The organism is Amnibacterium sp., from assembly GCF_025463795.1.
Classification (GTDB): domain Bacteria; phylum Actinomycetota; class Actinomycetes; order Actinomycetales; family Microbacteriaceae; genus Amnibacterium.
Map to the genome: position 1 here is coordinate 1 of NZ_JAODBE010000021.1, position 20727 is coordinate 20727.

24 protein-coding genes and 1 tRNA gene are annotated in these 20727 nt (G+C 72.4%); 10 read left to right on the forward strand and 15 right to left on the reverse strand.

What is annotated here, in order from left to right:
* Positions 1 to 90: 90 nt before the first annotated feature.
* Both JWQ92_RS01555 and JWQ92_RS01560 read left to right on the forward strand, forming a co-directional pair.
* The gene (locus JWQ92_RS01555) at positions 91 to 813 is read left to right on the forward strand and encodes a hypothetical protein (protein ID WP_297342693.1); all 723 of its coding nucleotides are present in this window, start codon (positions 91 to 93) and stop codon (positions 811 to 813) included.
* Between the two features lie 76 nt (positions 814 to 889).
* Positions 890 to 1354 (forward strand): TspO/MBR family protein, encoded by a 465-nt coding sequence (locus JWQ92_RS01560; protein ID WP_297342694.1) that lies wholly within the window; start codon positions 890 to 892, stop codon positions 1352 to 1354.
* Positions 1355 to 1405: 51 nt separating this feature from the next.
* On the opposite strand, the gene JWQ92_RS01565 is transcribed toward JWQ92_RS01560, so the two are convergent.
* The 7 genes from JWQ92_RS01565 to JWQ92_RS01595 form a co-directional block, all read right to left on the reverse strand.
* A complete protein-coding gene (locus tag JWQ92_RS01565; RefSeq protein WP_297342695.1) occupies positions 1406 to 1651 on the reverse strand; it encodes a hypothetical protein in 246 nt (81 codons plus the stop codon).
* 50 nt (positions 1652 to 1701) lie between these two features.
* Entirely contained in the window at positions 1702 to 1917 is a 216-nt protein-coding gene (locus JWQ92_RS01570; RefSeq protein WP_297342696.1) for a hypothetical protein, read from the reverse strand.
* Between the two features lie 139 nt (positions 1918 to 2056).
* Entirely contained in the window at positions 2057 to 3508 is a 1452-nt protein-coding gene (locus JWQ92_RS01575; RefSeq protein WP_297342697.1) for an aldehyde dehydrogenase, read from the reverse strand.
* A 129-nt stretch (positions 3509 to 3637) separates the two neighbouring features.
* Positions 3638 to 3871, reverse strand: coding sequence for a hypothetical protein (locus tag JWQ92_RS01580; protein ID WP_297342698.1), 234 nt, complete (start codon positions 3869 to 3871; stop codon positions 3638 to 3640).
* A 305-nt stretch (positions 3872 to 4176) separates the two neighbouring features.
* Positions 4177 to 4383: a hypothetical protein gene (locus tag JWQ92_RS01585; protein WP_297342699.1), complete on the reverse strand. Its 207-nt coding sequence runs from the start codon at positions 4381 to 4383 to the stop codon at positions 4177 to 4179.
* Positions 4384 to 4567: 184 nt separating this feature from the next.
* Positions 4568 to 4641 (reverse strand) — tRNA-Ile (locus JWQ92_RS01590).
* Between the two features lie 30 nt (positions 4642 to 4671).
* Positions 4672 to 5616 (reverse strand): SPFH domain-containing protein, encoded by a 945-nt coding sequence (locus JWQ92_RS01595; protein WP_297342700.1) that lies wholly within the window; start codon positions 5614 to 5616, stop codon positions 4672 to 4674.
* A 186-nt stretch (positions 5617 to 5802) separates the two neighbouring features.
* Between JWQ92_RS01595 and JWQ92_RS01600 the strand changes: the two genes are divergently transcribed.
* On the forward strand, positions 5803 to 6159 hold the full coding sequence (locus JWQ92_RS01600; protein ID WP_297342701.1) for a helix-turn-helix transcriptional regulator: 357 nt from the start codon (positions 5803 to 5805) through the stop codon (positions 6157 to 6159).
* Positions 6152 to 6598 (forward strand): SRPBCC domain-containing protein, encoded by a 447-nt coding sequence (locus tag JWQ92_RS01605; protein WP_297342702.1) that lies wholly within the window; start codon positions 6152 to 6154, stop codon positions 6596 to 6598. The genes JWQ92_RS01600 and JWQ92_RS01605 overlap by 8 nt, the downstream gene beginning before the upstream one ends.
* 65 nt (positions 6599 to 6663) lie before the next feature.
* On the opposite strand, the gene JWQ92_RS01610 is transcribed toward JWQ92_RS01605, so the two are convergent.
* A complete protein-coding gene (locus tag JWQ92_RS01610; protein ID WP_297342703.1) occupies positions 6664 to 8628 on the reverse strand; it encodes an SIR2 family protein in 1965 nt (654 codons plus the stop codon).
* 129 nt (positions 8629 to 8757) lie between these two features.
* Between JWQ92_RS01610 and JWQ92_RS01615 the strand changes: the two genes are divergently transcribed.
* On the forward strand, positions 8758 to 12144 hold the full coding sequence (locus tag JWQ92_RS01615) for a BTAD domain-containing putative transcriptional regulator (protein ID WP_297342704.1): 3387 nt from the start codon (positions 8758 to 8760) through the stop codon (positions 12142 to 12144).
* A 41-nt stretch (positions 12145 to 12185) separates the two neighbouring features.
* Here JWQ92_RS01615 and JWQ92_RS01620 read toward each other — a convergent pair whose 3' ends face one another.
* The 5 genes from JWQ92_RS01620 to JWQ92_RS01640 form a co-directional block, all read right to left on the reverse strand.
* A complete protein-coding gene (locus tag JWQ92_RS01620; protein ID WP_297342705.1) occupies positions 12186 to 13325 on the reverse strand; it encodes an HNH endonuclease family protein in 1140 nt (379 codons plus the stop codon).
* A gap of 224 nt (positions 13326 to 13549) precedes the next feature.
* Complete coding sequence (locus JWQ92_RS01625; RefSeq protein WP_297342706.1) at positions 13550 to 14224, reverse strand: AAA family ATPase; 675 nt, start codon at positions 14222 to 14224, stop codon at positions 13550 to 13552.
* 64 nt (positions 14225 to 14288) lie between these two features.
* On the reverse strand, positions 14289 to 14600 hold the full coding sequence (locus JWQ92_RS01630; protein ID WP_297342707.1) for an AzlD domain-containing protein: 312 nt from the start codon (positions 14598 to 14600) through the stop codon (positions 14289 to 14291).
* Positions 14597 to 15337 (reverse strand): AzlC family ABC transporter permease, encoded by a 741-nt coding sequence (locus JWQ92_RS01635; protein WP_297342708.1) that lies wholly within the window; start codon positions 15335 to 15337, stop codon positions 14597 to 14599. Before JWQ92_RS01635 ends, JWQ92_RS01630 begins: the two co-directional genes overlap by 4 nt.
* Before the next feature lie 182 nt (positions 15338 to 15519).
* Positions 15520 to 16278, reverse strand: a complete 759-nt coding sequence (locus JWQ92_RS01640) for a BTAD domain-containing putative transcriptional regulator (RefSeq protein ID WP_297342709.1) — start codon at positions 16276 to 16278, stop codon at positions 15520 to 15522.
* A gap of 69 nt (positions 16279 to 16347) precedes the next feature.
* Between JWQ92_RS01640 and JWQ92_RS01645 the strand changes: the two genes are divergently transcribed.
* The 4 genes from JWQ92_RS01645 to JWQ92_RS01660 all read left to right on the forward strand — a co-directional run bounded on the left by JWQ92_RS01645 (position 16348) and on the right by JWQ92_RS01660 (position 18520).
* Complete coding sequence (locus JWQ92_RS01645; protein WP_297342710.1) at positions 16348 to 16506, forward strand: DUF1059 domain-containing protein; 159 nt, start codon at positions 16348 to 16350, stop codon at positions 16504 to 16506.
* Between the two features lie 22 nt (positions 16507 to 16528).
* Positions 16529 to 17389, forward strand: a complete 861-nt coding sequence (locus JWQ92_RS01650) for a sulfurtransferase (protein WP_297342711.1) — start codon at positions 16529 to 16531, stop codon at positions 17387 to 17389.
* Between the two features lie 78 nt (positions 17390 to 17467).
* Complete coding sequence (locus tag JWQ92_RS01655) at positions 17468 to 17833, forward strand: cupin domain-containing protein (RefSeq protein WP_297342712.1); 366 nt, start codon at positions 17468 to 17470, stop codon at positions 17831 to 17833.
* Between the two features lie 219 nt (positions 17834 to 18052).
* Complete coding sequence (locus JWQ92_RS01660; RefSeq protein WP_297342713.1) at positions 18053 to 18520, forward strand: GNAT family N-acetyltransferase; 468 nt, start codon at positions 18053 to 18055, stop codon at positions 18518 to 18520.
* Positions 18521 to 18593: 73 nt separating this feature from the next.
* On the opposite strand, the gene JWQ92_RS01665 is transcribed toward JWQ92_RS01660, so the two are convergent.
* Together JWQ92_RS01665 and JWQ92_RS01670 are read right to left on the reverse strand one after the other, a co-directional pair.
* Positions 18594 to 19079, reverse strand: coding sequence for a GNAT family N-acetyltransferase (locus JWQ92_RS01665; protein ID WP_297342714.1), 486 nt, complete (start codon positions 19077 to 19079; stop codon positions 18594 to 18596).
* Between the two features lie 120 nt (positions 19080 to 19199).
* Positions 19200 to 19622 carry a nitroreductase/quinone reductase family protein gene (locus tag JWQ92_RS01670; RefSeq protein WP_297342715.1) on the reverse strand — a complete coding sequence of 141 codons (423 nt, stop codon included), beginning with the start codon at positions 19620 to 19622 and terminating at the stop codon, positions 19200 to 19202.
* Between the two features lie 353 nt (positions 19623 to 19975).
* On the opposite strand from JWQ92_RS01670, the gene JWQ92_RS01675 reads away from it, so the two are divergent.
* The coding region (locus JWQ92_RS01675) for a hypothetical protein (RefSeq protein ID WP_297342716.1) at positions 19976 to 20727 on the forward strand (752 nt) is incomplete at its 3' end.

Genomic DNA, 20727 nt, shown 5'->3' on the forward strand with positions numbered 1-20727 from the left:
GTCCTTGCGGGAGCTGTGACAGGTGGGCGCCGTTCGGACATCGCAAGGTGAAGCGTGCCGTTCGGCGGCTCATGTCTGAGAGGACCATCGATGAGATCGAATCTGCGGCTCGCCGCTGCTGTTGCCGGGCTCCTGCTGCTCGTCGGCGGTGTCGGAGCGACCGTTCCCGCGATGGCGGCCGCCGCTGTGAAGCCGGCGGGGTGCTCGAACGGGCACACGACGATCGCAGCCCGCTCGGCGACGCAGCGGATCGGAGACGTCGACGGTGACGGTGACGGCCGGGCGGACACCGAGTTCCTCACCTCCGAGCGTCCCTACCGATACGGCATCAGGACCGCTGCCGGCGGGGTGTACACGATCAGCGACGTGCTCGCCGGTCCCGGGAAGCATCGGGCCTGGGAGGTCGCGACGGACGGTCGAGGCAGGGCGATCGTGATCGATGACGGCGTGAACGCGACCCTGCAGGAGTTCCGGGACTGCCGGATCGTCCGGAAGCTGAACCGGGACGGGCAACCGTTCCTGCTCGGGCTCACCGGGTCGGGCGGCCCGAACACGGGCGTGGCCTGCAACGACCTCAACGGGGGAATCCTCATCCAGGCCGCGCGAGCGGTCCGGCGGAGCGACGGGCGCTACGACATCGTCTGGACACTCGTGCAGACGGTGGCCGGCAGCTCCCCGACCGACGTGGTCATGCTCGACCGGTCGCAGACCTTCACCCGCTGGCACGATCTGCCCGCGAACTCGACGCGAGTGAAGCAGGCCCGGACGAGTCAGTGCTGGGCGGCTCCGCGAGCCGTGCAGATCACTCGCTGACGCCACCTGATCGAGGCGCCCGCGGACCTCGGCGGGCGCCTCGACCTCGTGAACAGCGCCCGCCTACGATCGGCCCATGAGCCGATCGAGCTACGTCGCCGCCGGCGGAGCGGTGCTCACCACGGCGGTCCTCGGCGTGCTCGGCACCGACGTGAGCTCGAGTTGGTACACCAGGTTGAAGAAGCCCCCGTTTCAACCCCCGGGTGCTGCCTTCGGGATCGCGTGGACTGTGCTCTACGCGTTGATCACGATCTCCACAGGGCGCACGCTCACCCGAATCGAGCACCAGAAGCGGAGGCGGTTCTCGCTCGCGTTCGCGCTCAACCTCCTGCTGAACGTGGGATGGACCTGGGTGTTCTTCCGCGGCCACCGAGCCGGCTACGCGACGGTCGAGATCCTCGCTCTGCAAGCATCGAACGTCGACCTGGCTCGACGGACCGCTCGTGTCGACCGCACCGCTGCGCTGCTCCTGGCGCCCTACCTGCTGTGGGTCGCATTCGCTTCCGTGCTGACGGGCGACATCCACCGACGCAATCGGTAGAAGCAGCGCTTCGCCGGGCCCGGGTCCGGGTCCGGGCCTCGGCCTGCAGGGCTACCCGTCCGCGTCGGCCGGAGGCAGTGTCTGGATCTGAGCGCGGAGCAGGGCGTTGGCGGGAACGGTGATCAGCGCCGCGAGTCCCAGCAGCACGAGTCCGAGCCAGGCGATCTTCAGCACGGTCAGGAAGCCGGCCGTGTAGAGCCCGACGCACGCGACGATCACGACCGCGCGAAGGGCCAGCACGGCCGGTCGCCAGCCGATGAGCACCCATCGCCTGTCGTCCAGCCGCCGGAGCTTCACGCGCGCAGCATGACAGGGACGCACGCGATCGGGTGCATCCGACTCATCGGCTACCTGCCCTCGTCCGCCGGGGACGAGGTGTGGTCATGACGCTCACGCCACCAGCCGCGGATCAGCTGAACAAGCCCCTGGCCGGTCGCGACCGCACCGACTGGCTCGGCGTAGTGCGCCCAGGGCTCGTGAGCGGCGACCGTGATGGACAGCGCGAAGACCGCGATCCCGACGATGAGCGTCGCCGTCCAGCCGTACCACTCCCGACGTCTCACGAGCGCAGCATGACAGGGACCCACGCGATCGGGCACATCCGGTCAGCACGGAGGAGTTGCAGCCGAGCGGAACGACTTGTTGCAGTGGTCTCCGATTCGGGGCGGCGCCGCGCGAGTCACGGGAACGGCGCGTCACACGTCAGAACGGGTATGGCTGGTCTGAAGGTTCCAGGGTCACCCACTTCAGGTCGGTGAACTCGTTGATGACCGCGCGACCGTCGAACCGGCCGTAACCACTCGCCTTCATCCCGCCGAAAGGCGCCTGCGCCTCGTTCTGGACGGTGGATCCGTTGACGTGGACCTGCCCGGCTTGGATGCGCATCGCGACCTGGAGTGCTCTCGTGCTGTCTCTGCCGAACACGGCGGCGGCGAGCCCGTACTCGGTGTCGTTGGCCACCCGGACGGCCTCGTCCACCCCGGTGACCCTGACGATCGTGGTGATGGGACCGAATGTCTCCTGGTCGTAGATGTCCATGCCGGGCCGCACCTTGTCGAGGATCGTCGGGGGCATCGCTGCGCCATGGGCGTGGCCACCGACGGCGAGCACGGCACCCTTGGACAGCGCGTCGTCGATGAGGCGGTTGATCCGTGGACCGGACTCCGCCCGGATCAGGGGGCCGACCACGCAGGCCGGGTCGGTGAGCGGGTCGCCGGCGGGGACCTTCTGGGCACGGGAGGCGAACTCCGCCACGAACGCGTCTCCGACCTGCTCATCGACCACGAACCGCTCCGTCGACATGCAGATCTGGCCCTGGTAGAGGAATGCGCCGACGACGGCGGCCCTCACCGCGTCATCGATGTCCGCGTCATCGAGCACGACGAACGGCGATTTACCGCCGAGCTCGAGCAGCACCGGCTTGAGGTGCCGGGCCGCCTTCTCCGCGATGATCCGCCCCACCGCCGTGGACCCGGTGAAGTTCACACGACGCACGGCGGGATGGGCGATGATCGCCCCGACGACCTGCTCGGAGTCGTCCGTCGCGCTCGTGAGGAAGTTCAGCACACCAGCGGGCAGGCGCGCCTCGTGCAGCGCCTCGGCGACGATCGCGTGGGTGCGGGGACTCGTCTCTGATGCGCGGAACACCACCGTGTTCCCGCAGACGATGGGGTAGGCGATCGCGCGGGCGGCGAGAACTCCTGCACCGTTCCAGGGCGCCATGCTCAGCACGACGCCGGCCGGCTGACGGACCGTCATCGACAGAGTGCCCGGCTTGTCGGTCGGCAAGGTCTCACCCTGGACCTGCGTCGTGAGGCCTGCGGCTTCCCGGAACAGATTCGCGGCTCCGAACGCATGGACAGCAGCCCAAGCCTCGGCGGCGCCGACCTCGGACATCATCGCCTCGACGAACTCCGGTGCCCGCCGCTCCATGATGTCCGCCGCCGCGAGCATGATCCGCCGACGCTCGCTCGGGCCCGTTGCGGACCAGCTGGGAAACGCTTCCGCCGCCGACTCCACCGCGTCGATGGCATCGTCGACGTTCGCCGCCGCACCCGTCGTGACCAGATCACCCGTGAGCGGATGACGTCGCTCGAACGTCCTGCCCCCACGGGCGTCACGCGCCCGATTACCGATGATGAGCTGCGTCTGCATGGGGGCTCCCCGGTCGCCGTTGACTTCGCACCCGCCATCGGGAAGGAACACGGTCAGCAAGACCGTGAGCCTCCATCACCCACGCTCAGGCGCGCGAACCAATGATCCTCCAGGTGCCGGCAGGCGGGCCTACTTCGGATGCACCCATCCCGCGAGCGTGCCGACGGCGATGAACGAGCCGACGAGGAAGAACCCCGCGCCCACCACGAACACCAGGCCCGGCGTCTGCGAGGCGGCGTTCGCCCGGCCGTATCGCTCCCGGGTCTCGCGGAAGAACGTCGCGAGCGGCACCCGGAACCACATGAACAGGAGTCCCATCACGGCGACGACACTGCCGATGAGTACTGCGGCGGGAGCTGGCACGGCCCTCATCCTGCACTCCGCAGTGGTGGTCGCATGACGCACCTCCTCGGGCAGATCGACGCCGCGATCGGCCGAGGAACGCCCCTCTCCCGGCACCCGAGCTTCCCGACGCGGGAGGTCCGCTCCGCCGAGGTCCAGCCGGGCGACGTCTTCGCGGGCCCCGCCACCGGCACGGCGCTCCTCGTCACCGCGACGGCGCCGCGTTCGGGTGCGTCCTCTCCGTGCGCCCCGCCGCCGACCCCGGCCCCGAGCCGACGCACAAGCTCCACCCCAGCGCCGACGCGGTCCTCCACAGCGCGGTCGGCTCAGCCGACGCGCGACCGCTCGCGGCGGTACCGGCGGATGGAGACGACGAGGTACACCACCGCGACGATCGTCAGCGCGAGGCCGAGCCAGCCGATGAGCGCACGGCCCTGGAAGCCGGCAAACGTGTCGAGCACACCGGCGAGAACCAGCAGGGCAGCCACCACGACCTGCATCCCGTACCGGGCTGGGTCTCGCTGGCTGGGCACGTTCCGCACCCTACTCAGGTCCCCGACGCGGCACTCCACCGCACGGTTCACCAACGGTCGGAAAGGACCACACCATGAGCACCACGAAGTGCGTCAGCAGGACCGCTTGGCACGGCGCAGTACCGTGCCCGTGCCGGCGTCCGCGCTGCCTTCGGCGACCCGATCCACCTCGGCGTCGACCTCGTAGGGCGGACGGGACTTGAACCCGTGACCGACGGATTATGAGTCCGCTGCTCTAACCGGCTGAGCTACCGCCCCGCCGGTCACCCTAGCCGCGGGAGGCGTCGCCTACTTGACGTTGACGATGCCGCCGAAGCCCTGGGGCACCACGACGACGTTGCCGGAAGCCGCGAGCTTCGAGAGCGTGTCGATGTAGTTCTGCTTCAGGACGTTCGAGGTCAGCGATTTCGCCAGGGTGTCGTTCGCCTTCGCCTTCGCCTGCGCCTGCACGACCTGCTGCTGCGCCGACACCTGTGCGGCCTGCAGCAGGTTCTTCTCCGTCGACACCTTGATCTGGGCGTTCTGGGCTGCCGCGTAGGACGCCGTGACGCTCGCGGGCGGGGTGATCTGCTGGAGGCTCACCGAATCGACGGTCACGCCCGTGCCCCGCCAGCGCTGCTCCAGCGCCTTCTGGATCGCGGCGTTCAGGTCCGCGCGCTTCGTGATCAGATCCAGCGTCGTGAAGCCGTTCGGGGCGTCCCGCACGGTCGAGCGGATGTCCTGGGTCACGAACTGCGACACGAAGTTCGTCTCGTCCCGGAACTGCCGGTAGATCGTGGTCACCTGATCCGGGCGGATCGAGTAGCGGACGGCGATGTCGATGTCGCTCGCGACGCCGTCCGCGTCCTGCACAGTGATGCCCGGCCCGAGCGCCGAGCCCCCCGTGTAGTCGGTCGTCGCCTGCTTGCCGGCGAACACCACCTGCTGGTTGCGCACGTTGAAGGTCTCGACCGTGCTCCACGGCGCCTTGAGGTGCAGGCCGGGCGTGATCTCCTGACCCAGGATGTCGCCGGTCCACGACACGATGACGCTGGCGTCACCGGTGTCCTGCGCGTAGAAGCTCGACAGGAGGGCGACGAGCACACCGAGCGCGAGCAGACCGCCGCCGACGGCGCCGGCGATGCGGACGGTACGCCGGCCGGTCGTCGAGTCCGCGTTCCGGCGACGCAGGACCAGGGCGGCGACGAGCGCGATGAGCGCGAGGACGGCGAGGATGACAGCGAGCACGAACACGGCTTCACGCTAGCGGCTCAGCGGGACCGGAATACCTGATGAGACCAGAACTCAGGGCAGCAGACGATGCTCGAGCGGCTCCCCCTGGAGCACGGCGGACGGCACCAGGACCCTCTTGACATCGTCCCCGAAGAAGAGTATTCAACCGGTAGGTATTCTACCGAACGGTTGAGGGCGGCGGGTGAGATGGCGGACGAGTTGAGCGCCGTGTTCGCCGCGCTCGCCGATCCCACCCGCCGCGCCATCCTCGAGCGGCTCTCCACGGGCGGCGCGACGGTCGGCCAGCTGGCCGAACCCTTCGACATGACGCTGGCGGCGGTCTCGAAGCACCTCCGGGTGCTCGAGCGCGCCGGTCTCGTCCAGCGCGGCCGCGACGCCCAGTACCGCCCCGCCTCGCTCGACGCCCGCCCGCTCGCAGCGGCCCACGCCTGGCTCGGCGACTACGCCCGGTTCTGGGTGGACAGCTTCGACGCGCTCGCCGAGCACCTCGCCACCATCCGCAGCACGACCCCGACCCCATCCGAGGAGCCCCACCATGACTGACGCGATTCTCATCACCCGCACCTTCGACGCGCCGCGCGAGCTCGTCTGGGCCGCCTGGACCACGCCCGAGCAGTTCGCCGTGTGGTTCGGGAGCGACGCCGCGGACGTTCCGGTCGACTCCGTGTCGATGGACGTGCGGGTCGGCGGCGCCTGGGCGGCCGAGATGCACCTGCCGGACGGCGCCGTCATCCACTGGGCGGGCGAGTACACCGAGGTCGATGCGCCGTCCCGACTGGCGCTGACCATGACGGACGACCCGAGTCGGCCCGCCCGGGAGCCGATCACCGTCGTCCTCGTCGACCGGGACGGCCGTACCGAGATGACCATGACTCAGTCGGGCGCCAGCCTGCAGCCCGAGCAGATCGACCGGACCAGAGCCGGCTGGAACGGGTTCTTCGACGTGCTCGCGCGCGTGCTGACCAATCCCTCCCGAGGTTAGAGACACGGACGCGCGGGCGGCGCACGCCTCTTCACGACCCGGCCGCGTGCCTGGTCGGACGCGGGTCAGCGCGGGGTGAGCTCGTCGAGCCAGGTGGTGCGGGCGTGCAGGCCGTCCCGGAACACCGCCCCGTCTGCGCGGTCCTTCGCGGCTCGGGCGATGACCTGATCGACGAGCGAGACCATCACGCGCAGGGCGCCGAGGTCGCCGTCGCAGAAGCCGGCCGTCACGAAGGGATGCCGCTCCTCCCGCACGATGAGCTCCCGCCGGAGCCGGCCCGACACCCTCGGGTAGTAGAGGTCGCCCCAGCCTCCGCCGCGGAGGTGCGGCAGGGCGAGGTCGGGCGGGGCCACCGCCTCGATGTGCGCCCGCAGCTGCGCCTCCGCGGGCCGGAGCCCCGGCGTCAGCGCGGCCGGTGACCACTCGTACTCGTTCCATGCGGCTTCGGCGCCGGCCCGGAGGTCGTCGATCACGCGGTCGTCGGTCTTCGCGAACATCCGCTCCAGCGCCGACAGGTACTCGAACGTCTCCCACGCCTCGTCGTACGCGCGGTCGCCGAGGCCGAGGTACTCCACGAAGGATCGGCGCAGGGTCCGGAAGAGCCGCCGGGAGGCACCGGGGATCAGCATCGTGCGGTCGGGGGCGAGCACCTCGGCGGCACCGAGGTACCGGCCCTGCTGGTCGATCACGGTCAGTCCGGACAGCAGGTCGGCCGTGACGCCGAACCGCCCGTTCGCGACCGTCCCGACGCCGGCGGCGTAGAGGATCGCGGTCGCCGGATACGCGCGGAGCGCCAGCAGCGCCGCCATCCCCGGGCGGACCTCCTGCTCGGCCAGCCGCGGCAGCTCCCCCGACCACCACAGGTCGGTCTCCTCGGACCCCCAGTACGCGGTCGTCGCGATGAGCGCGGTCAGCACACCCGTCGCCTCCTCGTAGGCGGCGAGACGACGGCCGAACTCCTCCCGGACGTCGAGCGGTTCGAAGGCCTCCTCGAGAACGACCGGATGCCGGGCGAGCAGGGCGAACTCCTGGCGCAGCTCGTCGTGGAGGGCGATCGCCCGCGTCCTGCCCTGGAGCGCGCGCTTCGCCGAGGCCACGGCGACCTGCGCGCTGCGTGGATGCCTCGCACGTGTGGTGTCGATCGCGTCCGCCGCGTCCGCGAGGCGGCCGAGCGCCGACGCCGCACCGTCCCGGACGACGAGGGCGCCGCGGATCGTCCGCAGGCGCTCCGCGGGCGCCGACAGCGGCGCCACGTCGACCCACCAGGTCGTGTAGTGGCGGTTCGGGTTCGTGGCGACGAGATCCCGGAGGGCCGCGTCCCAGGTCGCCGACCAGCCCACGAGGATCAGCCCGTACTCGGCCGCGACCTGCGCCATGAGGGCCTGCGCGCGCGGGTCGTAGGCACCCAGCTCATCGGCCGTGTTCAACATGGAGGCCGGGTTGACGTAGTCGCCGTGCAGGTGCACCACGAGCGCACGCTGGGCGTGCAGGGGCGCGAGCGCCGCGAACTCCGCCGGGGTGCTGACGACGGTCGGCGTGAGGCCCTCGTCCCGCAGGGCCGTCTCGAGCAGGTGGTCGAAGTTCAGGGTGACGACCACGCGGATGCGGCCGCTCGCGACGAGCCGCGCCACCGCTCGGTGTGCCACCCCGGGGCCGAGCCGGCTCGACCCTCCGTCGCTCGGGTCCGGCTCGAAGAAGCGGCGGAGCACGCCCTGCCGCTCCGACGGGGTCGCTCCCAACCGCTCGAGCAGGTCGTCGTAGCGGGGCTCGGACCCGAATCGGCCGGTCCACCACGCCGCCGGATCCTCGGGATGCTCGCCGCTGACGCTCGCCACCTCACGCACGAGCTCCATCTGCACGTCCCACGCCGAGGGGAGGCCGGCCTCCTTCGAGACGCCGGCTCCGATGAGGAGGGCGTAGGCGCCGGGGTTGCGCTGCACGGAGAACGCCAGCTCCAGCTCCGCATCGGAGGGATCGGCGGCCGCTCCGCCGTCGCCGGCCGCACCCGGCGCGGTGGTCACGGTGGTCACGGGTGCGAGTGTCGCACCGCGCCGACTGCCTCGTCCATGCGTCCGGAGGCGTCAGGGCAAGCACCTGGTCCTGCCCTCCGGTGTGCAGGTAGGGTGCGGACCGCAGGCCAGAGCGTGCTGGAGGCGACCATGCGGTTCCGGATCCTCGGCCCGCTCGAGGTGTGGAACGAGCAGGGCCCGCTGGACCTCGGCTCGAGGGAGCAGCGTCTCGTCCTGGGCGCCCTGCTGCTCGAGGCCGGCGGAACGGTCCCGCTGGACCTGCTCGCTGGGGCGCTCTGGGGATCGGAGCTCCCGTCCGACGCCTGCAACCGCGTCCTCACGATCCTCGACGGGTTGCGAGGGCTGCTCGGCGACCACGCCTCCCTGCGGGCCTCCGGTGCCGGCGCCCGTCTGGACGTCGCCTCGGAGGACGTGGACCGGACGACCTTGCTCGACTCGGCGGCGCTCGCTCGCAGCGCGGTGGAGCGCCGCGACTGGGACGAGGTGGTCCGGCTGGCCGCCTCCGCCCTCGAGCTCTGGCGCGGCCCCCTGCTCGCCGACCTCGACGGCATCCACGGCGCTCGCTCCGAGGCTCGGCGACTCGGGGAGCGCCGTGCCGAGCTCCGTGAGGCGGAGATCACCGGGCTCCTCGGCCTCGGCCGCCTGGACGAGGCCGAGGAACGTGCCGCCGCCCTCCGGCACGACGAGCCGCTGCGCGAGCACGGCTGCTGGCTCCAGATGCTCGCCCTGCACCGCGCGGGCCGTTCGTCGGACGCCCTCGACGTCTACCGCGATCACGCCCGGATGCTCCGCGACGAGTTCGGGCTCGAGCCCGCACCCGAGGTGCGCGACCTCCGGATCGCGATCCTCCGACGGGCTCCCGACCTGCTCGGGTGGCCGGAGATCTCCGCGCAGGCGCCCGTGCGAGCCCACGCGACTGCTGCTCCCGCTGCTGCGAACCCGGCGGCCCCGGGCCGGCCATCGGCAGGGCCGGCCTTCGTCGGGCGTGCGGAGGAGCGGTCCACGGTGCGGCGCCTGGCCGCCGGGGCGAACGACGGCCTCGTCCGGTGGGTGGTGCTGACCGGGCCGCCGGGCATCGGGAAGACCAGGCTGGCCGAGGAGGCGCTCGCCGAAGCCCACACGCGGGGCTTCACCACGGTGCGGGCGAACTGCCCGGAGGACGACGGCGGCGGTCCGCTCTGGTGGCCCGTGCGGCAGCTCGTGCGGGAGCTGGGCGGCGACCCCGACGTCGTGCTCAGCACGGGTCGGGCCGTCGACGCGGACACCGCGCGGTTCGCGGTCTACGAGCGGCTGGACGAGCTCATCCACGCCGCCGCCGCGCACCCGGTGCTCATCCTGATCGACGACCTGCAATGGATGGACGCGGCATCCGCACGCTGGTTCACGCACCTCGCGGGATCCGTCTACAGCGGCCGGCTCACCGTGATCCTCACGCTGCGGGACGGGGAGGAGGACGAGCAGGTCGCGCGGCTGCTCGCCTCGGTCGCACGCCACCCGGGCACCGTGCACCTCGGCCTCACCTCGATGGCTCCGCAGGAGGTCGGCGAGCTGGTCTCGCTCGTCGCCGGCGAGGCCGTCTCCGACGGCGAGGCGACCCGGATCGAGCGCCTCACCGGCGGCAACCCGTTCTTCGTCACCGAGTTCGCGCGGCTCCCCCAGGAGCAGCGCGCCGCAGGGCGGGTCCCGCTCGCGGTGAGCGCGGTCCTCCGACGCCGCCTGGCGGGGATCCCGACCGCCGTCCTCGACGTGCTGCGGGCGGCGGCCGTCGCCGGCGACCCGATGGACGTCGACCTCATCGCCGCGGTGCTCGAGACCGAGCGGGCGGCCGTCGCCGACCGGCTCGGCGAGGCCGCCGACGCGCACCTGGTCACGGCCTCGGGTGCGTCGTACACCTTCGCGCACGACCTCCTGCGCCGCGAGGTGCTCGCCGGTGTTCCCGCGCAGCGGCGCGCGCTGCTCCACGCCCGGATCGCCGCCGCCCTCGACGCCGGCACCGTCGGCGGTTCGGACCTGCTCGGGCGCCGCGCGTCGCACCTCCTCGCCGCGGCCCCGCTCGCGGACCCGCTGGACGTGCTCCACGCGTGCCGCGCCGCCGCGCGCGACGCCGACAACCGATGGCAGTCCGAGACCGCCGCGGCGTGGTGGCTGGCCGCGATCGAGGCCTTCGACCGGGTTCCCGGCCACCGTCCCTCCGACGCCCGGCGCGACGACCTGCTCGTGAACCGAGTCGCGTCGCTCGCCCGCGCCGGGCGCCGCAGCGAGGTCATGAGCGTCGTGGACACCGCCCTCGCGGACGCGGTCCGCGGTGGCAGGACGACCTCCGTCGCGCGGCTCGCCGGCACCCTGCTCCGCACGGCCGGCGCCTGGCCGTGGACCTTCGGTACCGACCCCGGTCCATTGCCCGCTCGTCTCGCGGCGGTCGAACCGCTCGTCGCCCACGACGCCGCCGCTCAAGCCCGCGTGCTGTCGGCACTCGCCGCCGGGCGGTTCGACGACGGGACGGATGCGCCCGACCGGATGAGCGCCAGGGCGCTCGACATCGCCGAGCGGCTGGAGGACGACGAGGTGCTCGCCGACGCCCTCCTCGGCCGCGCGCTCGCCTTCGCGGGACTGGCGTCGAGAGCGGAGGAGTCCATCCGGCTGCTCGACCGGCTGCTGCAGCTCCAGCACCGGCTCCACCGGGGCGACCACGTGCTCGCCCACATCCTGCTCACGATGGCCCTGTTCACGGTCGGCGACCTCGCCGGCGTCGAGGAGCACTACCGCCTCGGCGTCGCGGGCAGCGACGCCCTGCGCCTCCCGATCAGCCGGGTGCAGCTGCGCTGGATGGAGGCGACCATGGCGGTCTGGCACGGCCGGTTCGACCGCGCCGAGCGGTTGATCGACCGCGCGTACGAGCTGCACCGCCAGACGGAGCTGTACGTCCCCCGCGTGCACGCCTTCGCGGTGATGGCGCTCCGGTGGGAGCAGGGGCGGATCCGCGAGTGGGAGCCGCTCCCCGTGGACGACCAGGCCGGCTCTCCGCTCGCCGTCGCCGCGCAGGCCATGTCGGCCGGCCGGTTCGACGTGGCCGACCGCATCCTCGACACCGAGCTCGCGCGGCCGACGCAGGATCGGTGGACGACCCACGCCGAGCTCACGCTGCTCGCCCACATCCTCGCCGACGTCGGGGACACGAAGCACGCGCGGCTCGTGCTCGACCGGCTCCAACCGTTCGCCGGGTTCATCGCGAACGCCGGCCGTGCGGGCGTGGTCGGACCGGTCGCGCTCGCGATCGCGCGCCTCCACGTGCTGCTCGACGAGCCGGAGCGGGCCCGGGCGCCGCTGACGCAGGCGATGCGCCTCGCCGAGCGCACCGACGGCGCCGGGAGCGTCGTGCGGTGCCGTCTGCTCGAGGCTCGGCTCGACGACGCGGACGGCGCCGTGTTCGCCTCGATCGCCCTGGACGCGGAAGCCCTCGGGATGCGGCAGGTCGCCGCCGAGGCGAAGCAGCACGCCTTCGTCGCGGCCTCCTGAGGCCCGCCCGATCGGAAGGGCGCTCCGGCGCGTCGCCCGGACTAGAGGCTCGAGCGCCAGCGGTCCCGGGTGTCGGTCGCCGAGGTCCTGCACGTCATCGGCGTGCCCTTCGCCGTGTGCCCCGTCGCCCCCTGCGGCGAGCAGAAGGCGCCCGGATGCACGACGCCCGCATCCGCCCGGGCCGGCGGCTTCGGTGCCGACGACGGCGCGGCGGCCGTCGACCTGTGCACGCGGGGTGCGGCGACGGGGAGCACCACGTCCGACACCGAGGAGACCGGCGCCCGCGCGGTCGGGCAGGTGGTGAGGATCCGCTGCATCGCGGCCTTCTCGGCCGGCGCCACCCACAGGCCGTAGGCCTTCTTCACCCCGACCTGGTGCGCGACGTAGGTGCACCGGAAGGCCTTGTTCGGCGGCAGCCACGTCGCGGTGTCACCGTCGCCCTTCCGCTCGTTCGTCGGCCCGTCGACCGCGAACAGGTTGATCGGGTCGTTCGCGAGATCGATCCGCTTCGCCTGGGAGAGCCGCTGCGCGCCGGTCTGCCAGGCGTCGCCGAGCGAGACGACGTGGTCGATCTGCACGGCGGTGCTGGTGCCCTCCCCGCGCACGAAGTCGACGACCCGACCGGTGTAGGGGTCGTCCAGCACGCCCCTCAGGACCCGGCAGCCGCTGCCGGTCGTGTCGGCGAGGTCACGGCGGAGGATGTCGTTCCGGGTGTCGCAGCCGTTGCGATCGACGTCGAGCCACGCCGTGCCGAATTCGGCCACGCGGGCGTAGCCGGTCATCGGCGCGCGGCCCTTCACGGGCAGGGAGTCGAGCACGGCCAGCGCCGAACCCGGGACGCCGGTAGGCGCAGCGGTGGGCCTGCGAGACGCGACGGGGCGCGTAGAGGCCACGGCCACCGGCGCCGCGTCCGGTGCGGCCACCGGCACGGATGCCGTGGATGCGGACGCCGCGACGGGCGGGGCGACCGGCGGCGGTGCCGCAGCCGGCTGCGTCGCGGCGACCGTCGCCGTGCCGACGATCAGGGTGAGGACGCTCGCGCCCAGGACCGCGCCAGCGGCGCGGCGCCCGCGCAGCCGAAGCGCGCGGCTCCGCCCCCGGACCAGCCCGAGCACGCCGATCGGGAGGCCGAGCAGAGCCACCACGATCAGCACGGAGCCGATCCCGACCCACGGGGTCATGCGGCTCCTCCCGGCCCTCGAGCCTTCGACGGTAGGCGGCGCGGGGAGCCGTCAGAGGAGTCCGCATCTCGACACGCCGCGCATGCCCCCGGGATCGGGGCACGCGACCGGCGGAGCGACCACCGGGAACGCTTCGGCGGGAGGTCGGGTCGGCCCTCCCCCGCCGTCCCGGCCTGTCGCCGCCGACATGGCGGCAGCGCGGGTGCGCGGAGGCGACCGCTGCCTCACCCGGGCGCGGACGGGCCTCGAAGGAATCCTGGCGCGGCCGGATCGGTGTGGTCGATGACGATGCTCGCCCTCTCGGCGGGCCGCTCCTCCGTCAGGTAGATGCGGTAGGCCGCGGTGTACCGCGACGCGTAGGCGGACCGCGCGGCATCAGCTCCCCCGAGGGCGGCCGCGTCCCGCTCGACGCCCCGCTGCTGGGCGGTCCGCTCGGTCGCGTCGAGGTACACGACCTCGTCCCACGCGTCGCGGAGCCCGCCCCGCTGCAGGAAGGTCGCGTCGAAGATCACGACCGCGTCGGGCGCGACAACCGTCCACCGATGCTCGACGGCGTCCGACGCCAGGTCGTGCACCTTCGTGGCGACCCGCCGCGAGCCACCCGGACCGAGCGGCACGAGCACGAGTTCACGGAGCGAGTCGAAGTCGTAGGCGTCCTCGTAGTATCCGCGCGCCGAGGCGCGACCCTGCCGGTACCGGATCGCCCGCACGTGGTGGAAGCCGTCCGAGTCGATGCGCTGCACCGGGCGGCCCGCTGCGCGCACCGCGTCGGCGAGCTCGGCGGCGAACGTCGTCTTGCCGACGCCGCTCGGGCCGTCGATCCCCACCCGGAGCGGGTGGCCCGGCCACTGCACCGCGACGTGCGTCGCGAGCCGCTGCAGCAGCACCGCACGCTCCATACGACGCAGTCTGGCGGACCGGCAGTCCGGGTTCAGCCGGCCCGGCCGATCGGAGCCGATGCCATCAGCCCCATCCGAGCATCCTGAGCACGGCGGCGGTGACGGCGGCGAGCGCCACCACGACGATGAACGGGGCGCGCAGCAGCAGCGCCCCCGCCGCGACCACGAGCCCGGCCAGGCGGGCGTCGAGTGCCAGCTGCTGACCCGACGAGAACCCCTCCAGCACCACGAGTGAGGCGAGCAGCGCGGCCGGGAGCATCTCGGTGACCCGGAGGATGCGCGGCTGCTCGAGCCAGACCGGCGGAACCGTGTAGCCGAAGAGCTTGAAGCCGAACGCGATCGCGGAGGCGGCGAGAACGGCGATCCACGCGGTCACTCGGCGGCCTCCGCATCCGCGGCGGACCAGCGCTTCGCCCAGAACCAGGCGGCGAGCGCGCCGAGGAGGGCCGCGGCGAGCACGGGCAGCCCCTGCGGGAGCACGGGGATGAGGAGGGTGGTGGCGACCGCGCCCACGACGGCGATCGCGACGGGCTCGCGCGCGCGGAGCCGCGGCCAGAGCAGCGCGAGGAACGCGGCGGACGCGGCCGCGTCCAGCCCGTAGCGCCTGGGATCACCGAGGGCGTCGCCGGCGAACGCGCCGATCAGCGTCATCAGGTTCCATCCGATGTAGACCCCGAGACCGGTGACCCAGAATCCGAGCCGGCGCAGCGGCGTCGCCGACTGCGAGACCGCGACGGCGGTGGACTCGTCGATCGTGAGCTGCGCGACCGCGAACCGCCGCCAGCCGCGGGGCAGCATGGTCGGCCCGAGCTGGAGCCCGTAGAGGGCGTTGCGCAGCGCGAGCAAGGAGGACGCGGCGACGGCCGCACCCACCGTCCCTCCCCCGCCGAGGATGCCGATCAGCGCGAACTGCGAGCCGCCGCTGAAGAGCAGCAGCGACAGCAGGCAGGTCTGCAGCACCGTGAGCCCGCTCGCGACGCTGAGCGCGCCGAAGCTCACGCCGTACAGCCCGGTCGCGATCGCGACCGAGAGCCCCTGCCGGACGACCGCGCGGCGGTCCCGCTCCCTCGGGTGCTGATCCGCATGCTCCGGCCGGGGTGCGTCGACGTCCACCGGACAAGGATGCCCGGCGACCGCGCCCGGTCCCCAGGCGACGCCGGTGCGGACTCCCGCCCTGCGGCGCTCGGACGGATGCGAGCCGGACGTGCCGCATGCGCCCGGCACGGTGCAGACGCGGGTTCCGCCGGTGGCGCGGCGCACACGATCCTTGCGGGCGAGGAGCAGGGCGCACCGAGTCAGCCGCGCAGGAGCTCCCGGTGCACCGCCTGCGTCGCCGGGCTCGGTGTCACGCCGAGCTCCTCGCGCAGCAGTCGCGAGAGATCCGCGTGCACGAGCAGCGCCTCCCCGACGTTGCCCTGCGCCGCGAGAGCGTGCATCAAGATCTGGTAACCGTTCTCCCGCAACGGGGCCAGGCGGACGAGCCGGTGCGCCGAGCGGACGGCCGCATTCAACTCCGTGCCGCCGATTCCCAGCGCTGCCGCCGCGTAGGCCTCAAGGGCTCGCAGGTGGATCTCGTTCAGCCGGGCCCGCCGCTCCTCGATCCAGTCGGCTTCGACGCCCGGAAGCAGGAGTCGCTCGGAGATGAACAGGGCCGACAGGGAAGGCCCCCACGCGTGCGTCCAGTCGTGGAGCACGATCCGGGTCTCCGCCTTGTGGGCGGCCTTCTCCGCGGCCTCCACGTCGACCCACGCGTCGGGCCCGAGCATCAGCCGGAGGCTCGACCTCCCCTCGATGGCCTCGTGGCCGAGCGTCCGGCGCAGCTTCGAGACGAGCGCGTTGAGGTCCGCGCCTCCGGCCTCAGGGACGGCGTCGCCCCAGATCGCGTGGGCCAGCTCGTCGCGGCTGCAGCTGCGATGCCGGTTGAGGGTCAGGTATCCGAAGATCAGTCGCGCCTGACGTCCGCGGAGGCCGGACTCCACCCGCATGCCGTCGCGCTCGATCACGAGCGGACCGCACAGCTGGATCCGCTCCGGCCCTCCCGGCGCCAAGGTCACAGCAACATTGTGGCCACCCGGAGGCCAGAACGGGACAAGGGTGTCCGAGTACACCGAATGGAGGACGAGATGGCCAGAACGATTCGATGCGAGTGCGGCTACGTGGCTCGCGGAGACAGCGACGAGGACGTCATCACGACGATCCGAGGGCACATGCGCACGGACCATCCCGCCCTCCTGGAGACGGTCGAGCGCGAGGACCTGCTCGGCTGGATCCAGATGGAGTAGTCCGACCACCAGGAGGTGCACGATGACCATCACCCATCCGCGACCGGCCCCGCCGGCGGCCCCGGAACCGGACCCGGTCCTGGTCGACAGCCGCTGGCTCCGTGAGCATCTCGAAGACCCGGGGCTGCAGGTCGTCGAGGTCGACGTCAGCGCGGCGGCGTACGACGCCGGACATCTCGAGGGCGCGGTGCTCTGGAACGTCTACACCGACCTGAAGGACGCCGACTACGCGACGGTGGACGACGTGGGCTTCGAGCGGCTGCTCCGGCGGTCGGGGATCACCCCGCTCACCACGGTGGTGTGCGTCGGCCACGCATCCGCGTTCGGGTTCTGGTTGCTCCGCCGGTTCGGTCACCGGGACGTGCGGATCCTCGACGGCTCCCCCCGCCACGACCTGCTCGTCGGAGACGGCGGGCTGGTGCAGGCCGTCACCCACCCGTCCCCGAGCGTGTACGTGCTCGGCGAGGCCGACGAGCAGATGCGGGCGAGTCGGGACCGAGTGACCCTCGCCCTGGACGACCCCTCGGTCATGATCGTCGACGTTCGGACCGACGCCGAGTTCCGGGGCGACGCGTTCTGGCCCTCGGGCGGATCCCAGCCTGACGGGCGAGCCGGCCACGTACCGTCCGCGCGCCACGTCCCGATCGGCGGGCTCAAGGACGAGCGGGGCCGGTTCCGCGACACCGGAGTGCTGCGCGAGGTCTTCGCGGACCTCGACCTCGGGGGCGACTCCCCGATCATCGTCTACTGCACGGTCGGCGGCAGGGCCGCCACCGCATGGTTCGTCCTGACCCACCTGCTGGGCCGGACGAAGGTCGCCGTCTACGACGGCTCGTGGGCGGAATGGGGCCGTACGCCCACCGCACCCGTCGCCCGGGCCTGACGGCCCGGACCGCTCGCCCCGCGTCGGCGGCGGCGGGCGGATCCCATCCCATTCGACCCCATCGGAGGCGGTATCGCCATGTCACAACTCATCAGAAAGAACCTCGACACCCCTGAGGAGGACCGACCGTTCGAGGGCGGCACCGGCCACCTCCAGGTCGTGAACCTCGACGCCGGCGCCGTCGGCCGCGCCACCTTCGAACCCGGCTGGCGCTGGTCGGCGCACGTCCGGCCGATCGCCGGCACCGACAGCTGCCGGGCGGCTCACCTCGGCTACTTCATCAGCGGGCGGATGACCGTCCAGATGGAGGACGGCGAGCAGATGGACTACGGGCCCGGCGACTTCGCCGTCATGGCCCCGGGCCACGACGCGTGGGTAGTCGGCGACGAGCCCTGCGTCTTCGTGGATTGGCAGGGCTTCGCGGACTACGCGAAGCGGCGCTGAGCGCTCGCGGCTCGGCGGGGCGCAACCGTCCCGCCGAGCGGTGTGTGACCGCGCCCGCCGGCGCTGCAGCCGCTGCGGGGTGCCCCAGCGCTGCGCCTCGAGAACGGGGGGGGCTGACGCCGATGCCGCTCACGCCCGGTGCCGGCCGACCAGCGCGAACCGATCCTGCGCCTCGGCGAGGAGGCGAGCCCGGCCACCCGCCGACCCTACGATCGCGGCATGACCGACCAGGGGATCATCGTCCGGGACGTCCAGGAGGACGACTTCGCCGGGTGGGCGGAGCTCTTCCGCGGGTACCGCGAGTTCTACCGCATGGACCCGGACGAGGAGGTGGTCTCCCGGGTGTGGGCGTGGCTCCGGGACCCGGCGGTCGAGGTCGACGGCCTCGTCGCGGTGCAGGACGGCGCGCTCGTGGGGATCGCCCACATCCGCCGCTTCCACCGGCCGTCGGCCGGCACGACCGGGCTCTACCTCGACGACCTGTTCACTGCTCCGGCCGCCCGCGGCAGGGGTGCGGGCCGGGCGCTCATCGCCGAGCTCAACCACCGGGCCGGGACCCAGGGACTCTCGGTCGTCCGCTGGATCACGGCCGCCGACAACCGCACGGCCCGGCGCCTGTACGACTCCGTCGCCACCGCGACTCCGTGGGTCACCTACGACCTGACGCCGACGCCGCGCGGCTCCTGAGCAGCAGTCCGCGTACGCTCGCGCCGATCGAGCCGCCAGGGCGCATGCAGGCCGCGCGACTCGGCATCCGGCGTCATCCGAGTTCGAGCTTCATCCCCTCGTGAGAGGCCACGAAGCCGTGGGCCTCGTAGAAGCGGCGGGCACCGTCGCGCCGCTTGTCCGTCGTGAGCTGCACGAGACCGGCTCCGCGTCGGCGACATTCGTCCAGCACCCATCGCAGGAGCGCTGAGCCCAACCCCAGATCCCGGAGCTCGGCGCTGACGCGCACGGCCTCGAGCTGGGCCCGCAGCGTGCCGTTCCTCGAAAGGTTCGGGATGAAGGTCACCTGCATCGTCGCGACGACGTCCTCCCAGCCGTCCACCACCACGATCAGCAGCTGGTTCGGATCGGCATCGATCGCGACGAACGCCGCGGCGGTGCGCTCATCCGCGCCCGTCTCGCGCAGGCTCCCGATCGGATCATCACCCAGCAGTTCGAGGATGTGCGCGACGTCCTCCGCGATGGCACGCCTCACCTGGAACACGCCCTGGCGAGTCGCGATCGACGCGAGCGCACGCACCGTCCCATCCTCACCGAAGACCCGGCCGGACGTGAGCACGCAGATCGGCTCGACCTCGCTTCGGCGCGGCCGGTGTCCGGCTCGGGTGACGAACGAGGAACGCGAGGAGCCGGGGGCCGCCTACTCCGTCCGGCGCCGGAGCAGGACCACCGGGATGACCCGGCTCGTCTTCTGCTCGTAGTCCCGGAATCCCGGGGCGGCCTCCTTGAACCGTTCCCAGCCCGCGTCGCGCGCAGCGCCGCTCAGCACCTCGGCGTGCACCGCGACGATCCCGTCGTCCGGCGTCTCGATGCGCACGTCCGGATTCGCGATCAGGTTGTAGTACCAGGCGGGGTTGTCGGGCGCGCCGCCCTTCGACGCCGCGACCAGCCAGGAGTCGTGGTCGTCCCGGATCGCCCGGGCCGGGGCGATCCGCTCCGCGCCGGTCTTCGCGCCGATGTGGTGGATGAGCACGAGGTTGCGCCCGAATCGGGCGACGGTGCCGTTGTTGGCGCGGAACTCGGCGATCACCTGGTCGTTCCAGCTCGAGGGACTGTTCGTCATCCGTCGATCTCCTTCGCTCGGGACGTTGGAAGGATCACACGACCGAAGCCACGGCGACGAATCGATGACGCGAACGCCGCCCCGCCTGACCGAACCCGGAGGTCAGAACGAGGAAGACGGCGGCGGGTTGCGAGGGAGTTGGAGACGGGTGCAGAGGACCTGCGCCTCCGGGCTCCGGAACCGCGGGCACCTGCCTTGGGGCCCGTGTCGCTCTCGACCGACGCATGCGCGGAACGGCATCCTCGGACGATGCGGACACTCCGGTCACGCCGACGCCCGCACGCGTGGATGGTGGGAGTGGTGGGCGCCCGGCCCTGCTCATCCTCGGCGGGCTGATCCCAGCAGGCTCGGCGATGGCTGACGACGCACCGGACACGAGCGCCCCGTTCCTCGACGGCGTGACCCTGTCCACGACGACCCTCCCGGCCCCCGGGGGCGATGTGACGGTCACGACGCACGTCGCCGATCCCGGCAGCGGCGTCGCGGGCACGTTCGAACTCTGGTTCACGGCGTGGCAGGGCGAGGACCTCGTCCAGAGCGACCATGTGGACGCCGCCTTGCAGGCCGGCGACGCGCACTCGGGGACCTGGAGCGCGACCGTGCCGTTCCCCGCTGGTGCGACCGGCAACTGGGACCTCCACGTCAGCGCCATCGCCGACGTCGCGGGCAATCTCCGTCCCGCCGCTCTCCAGGGCGCCACCGTGCTCGTCGGGTACCCGGATCCGCCGTCCGAGCTCGATGCCGTCGCGGTCGGGACCCGGCACGTACTGCACCTCACCTGGCCGGCCGCGAACGACAACGGCGACCCCCTCACCCGTTACGAGGTGTGGTTCGGGGCCACGGTCATCGGCACGACGACGCCCGACGATCGCGAGTTCGACGTCGACTTCGACACCCTGCCGACGTGGGAGCAGGGGAACCGATTCGCAGTCAAGAGCGTCAACTCCGTGGGGTGGTCCATCGCCTCGCCGGCGAACCCGCCGACGGCCGCGCCCGCCGTGGCCCCGTCTCCTCCGGCGAACGTGAAGGTGATCGCCCTGGCCCATGCCGCTGCGGTCACCTGGTCCTTCCCCGCAGATCGGTGGACCTCCGCGTTCGCCGGAGT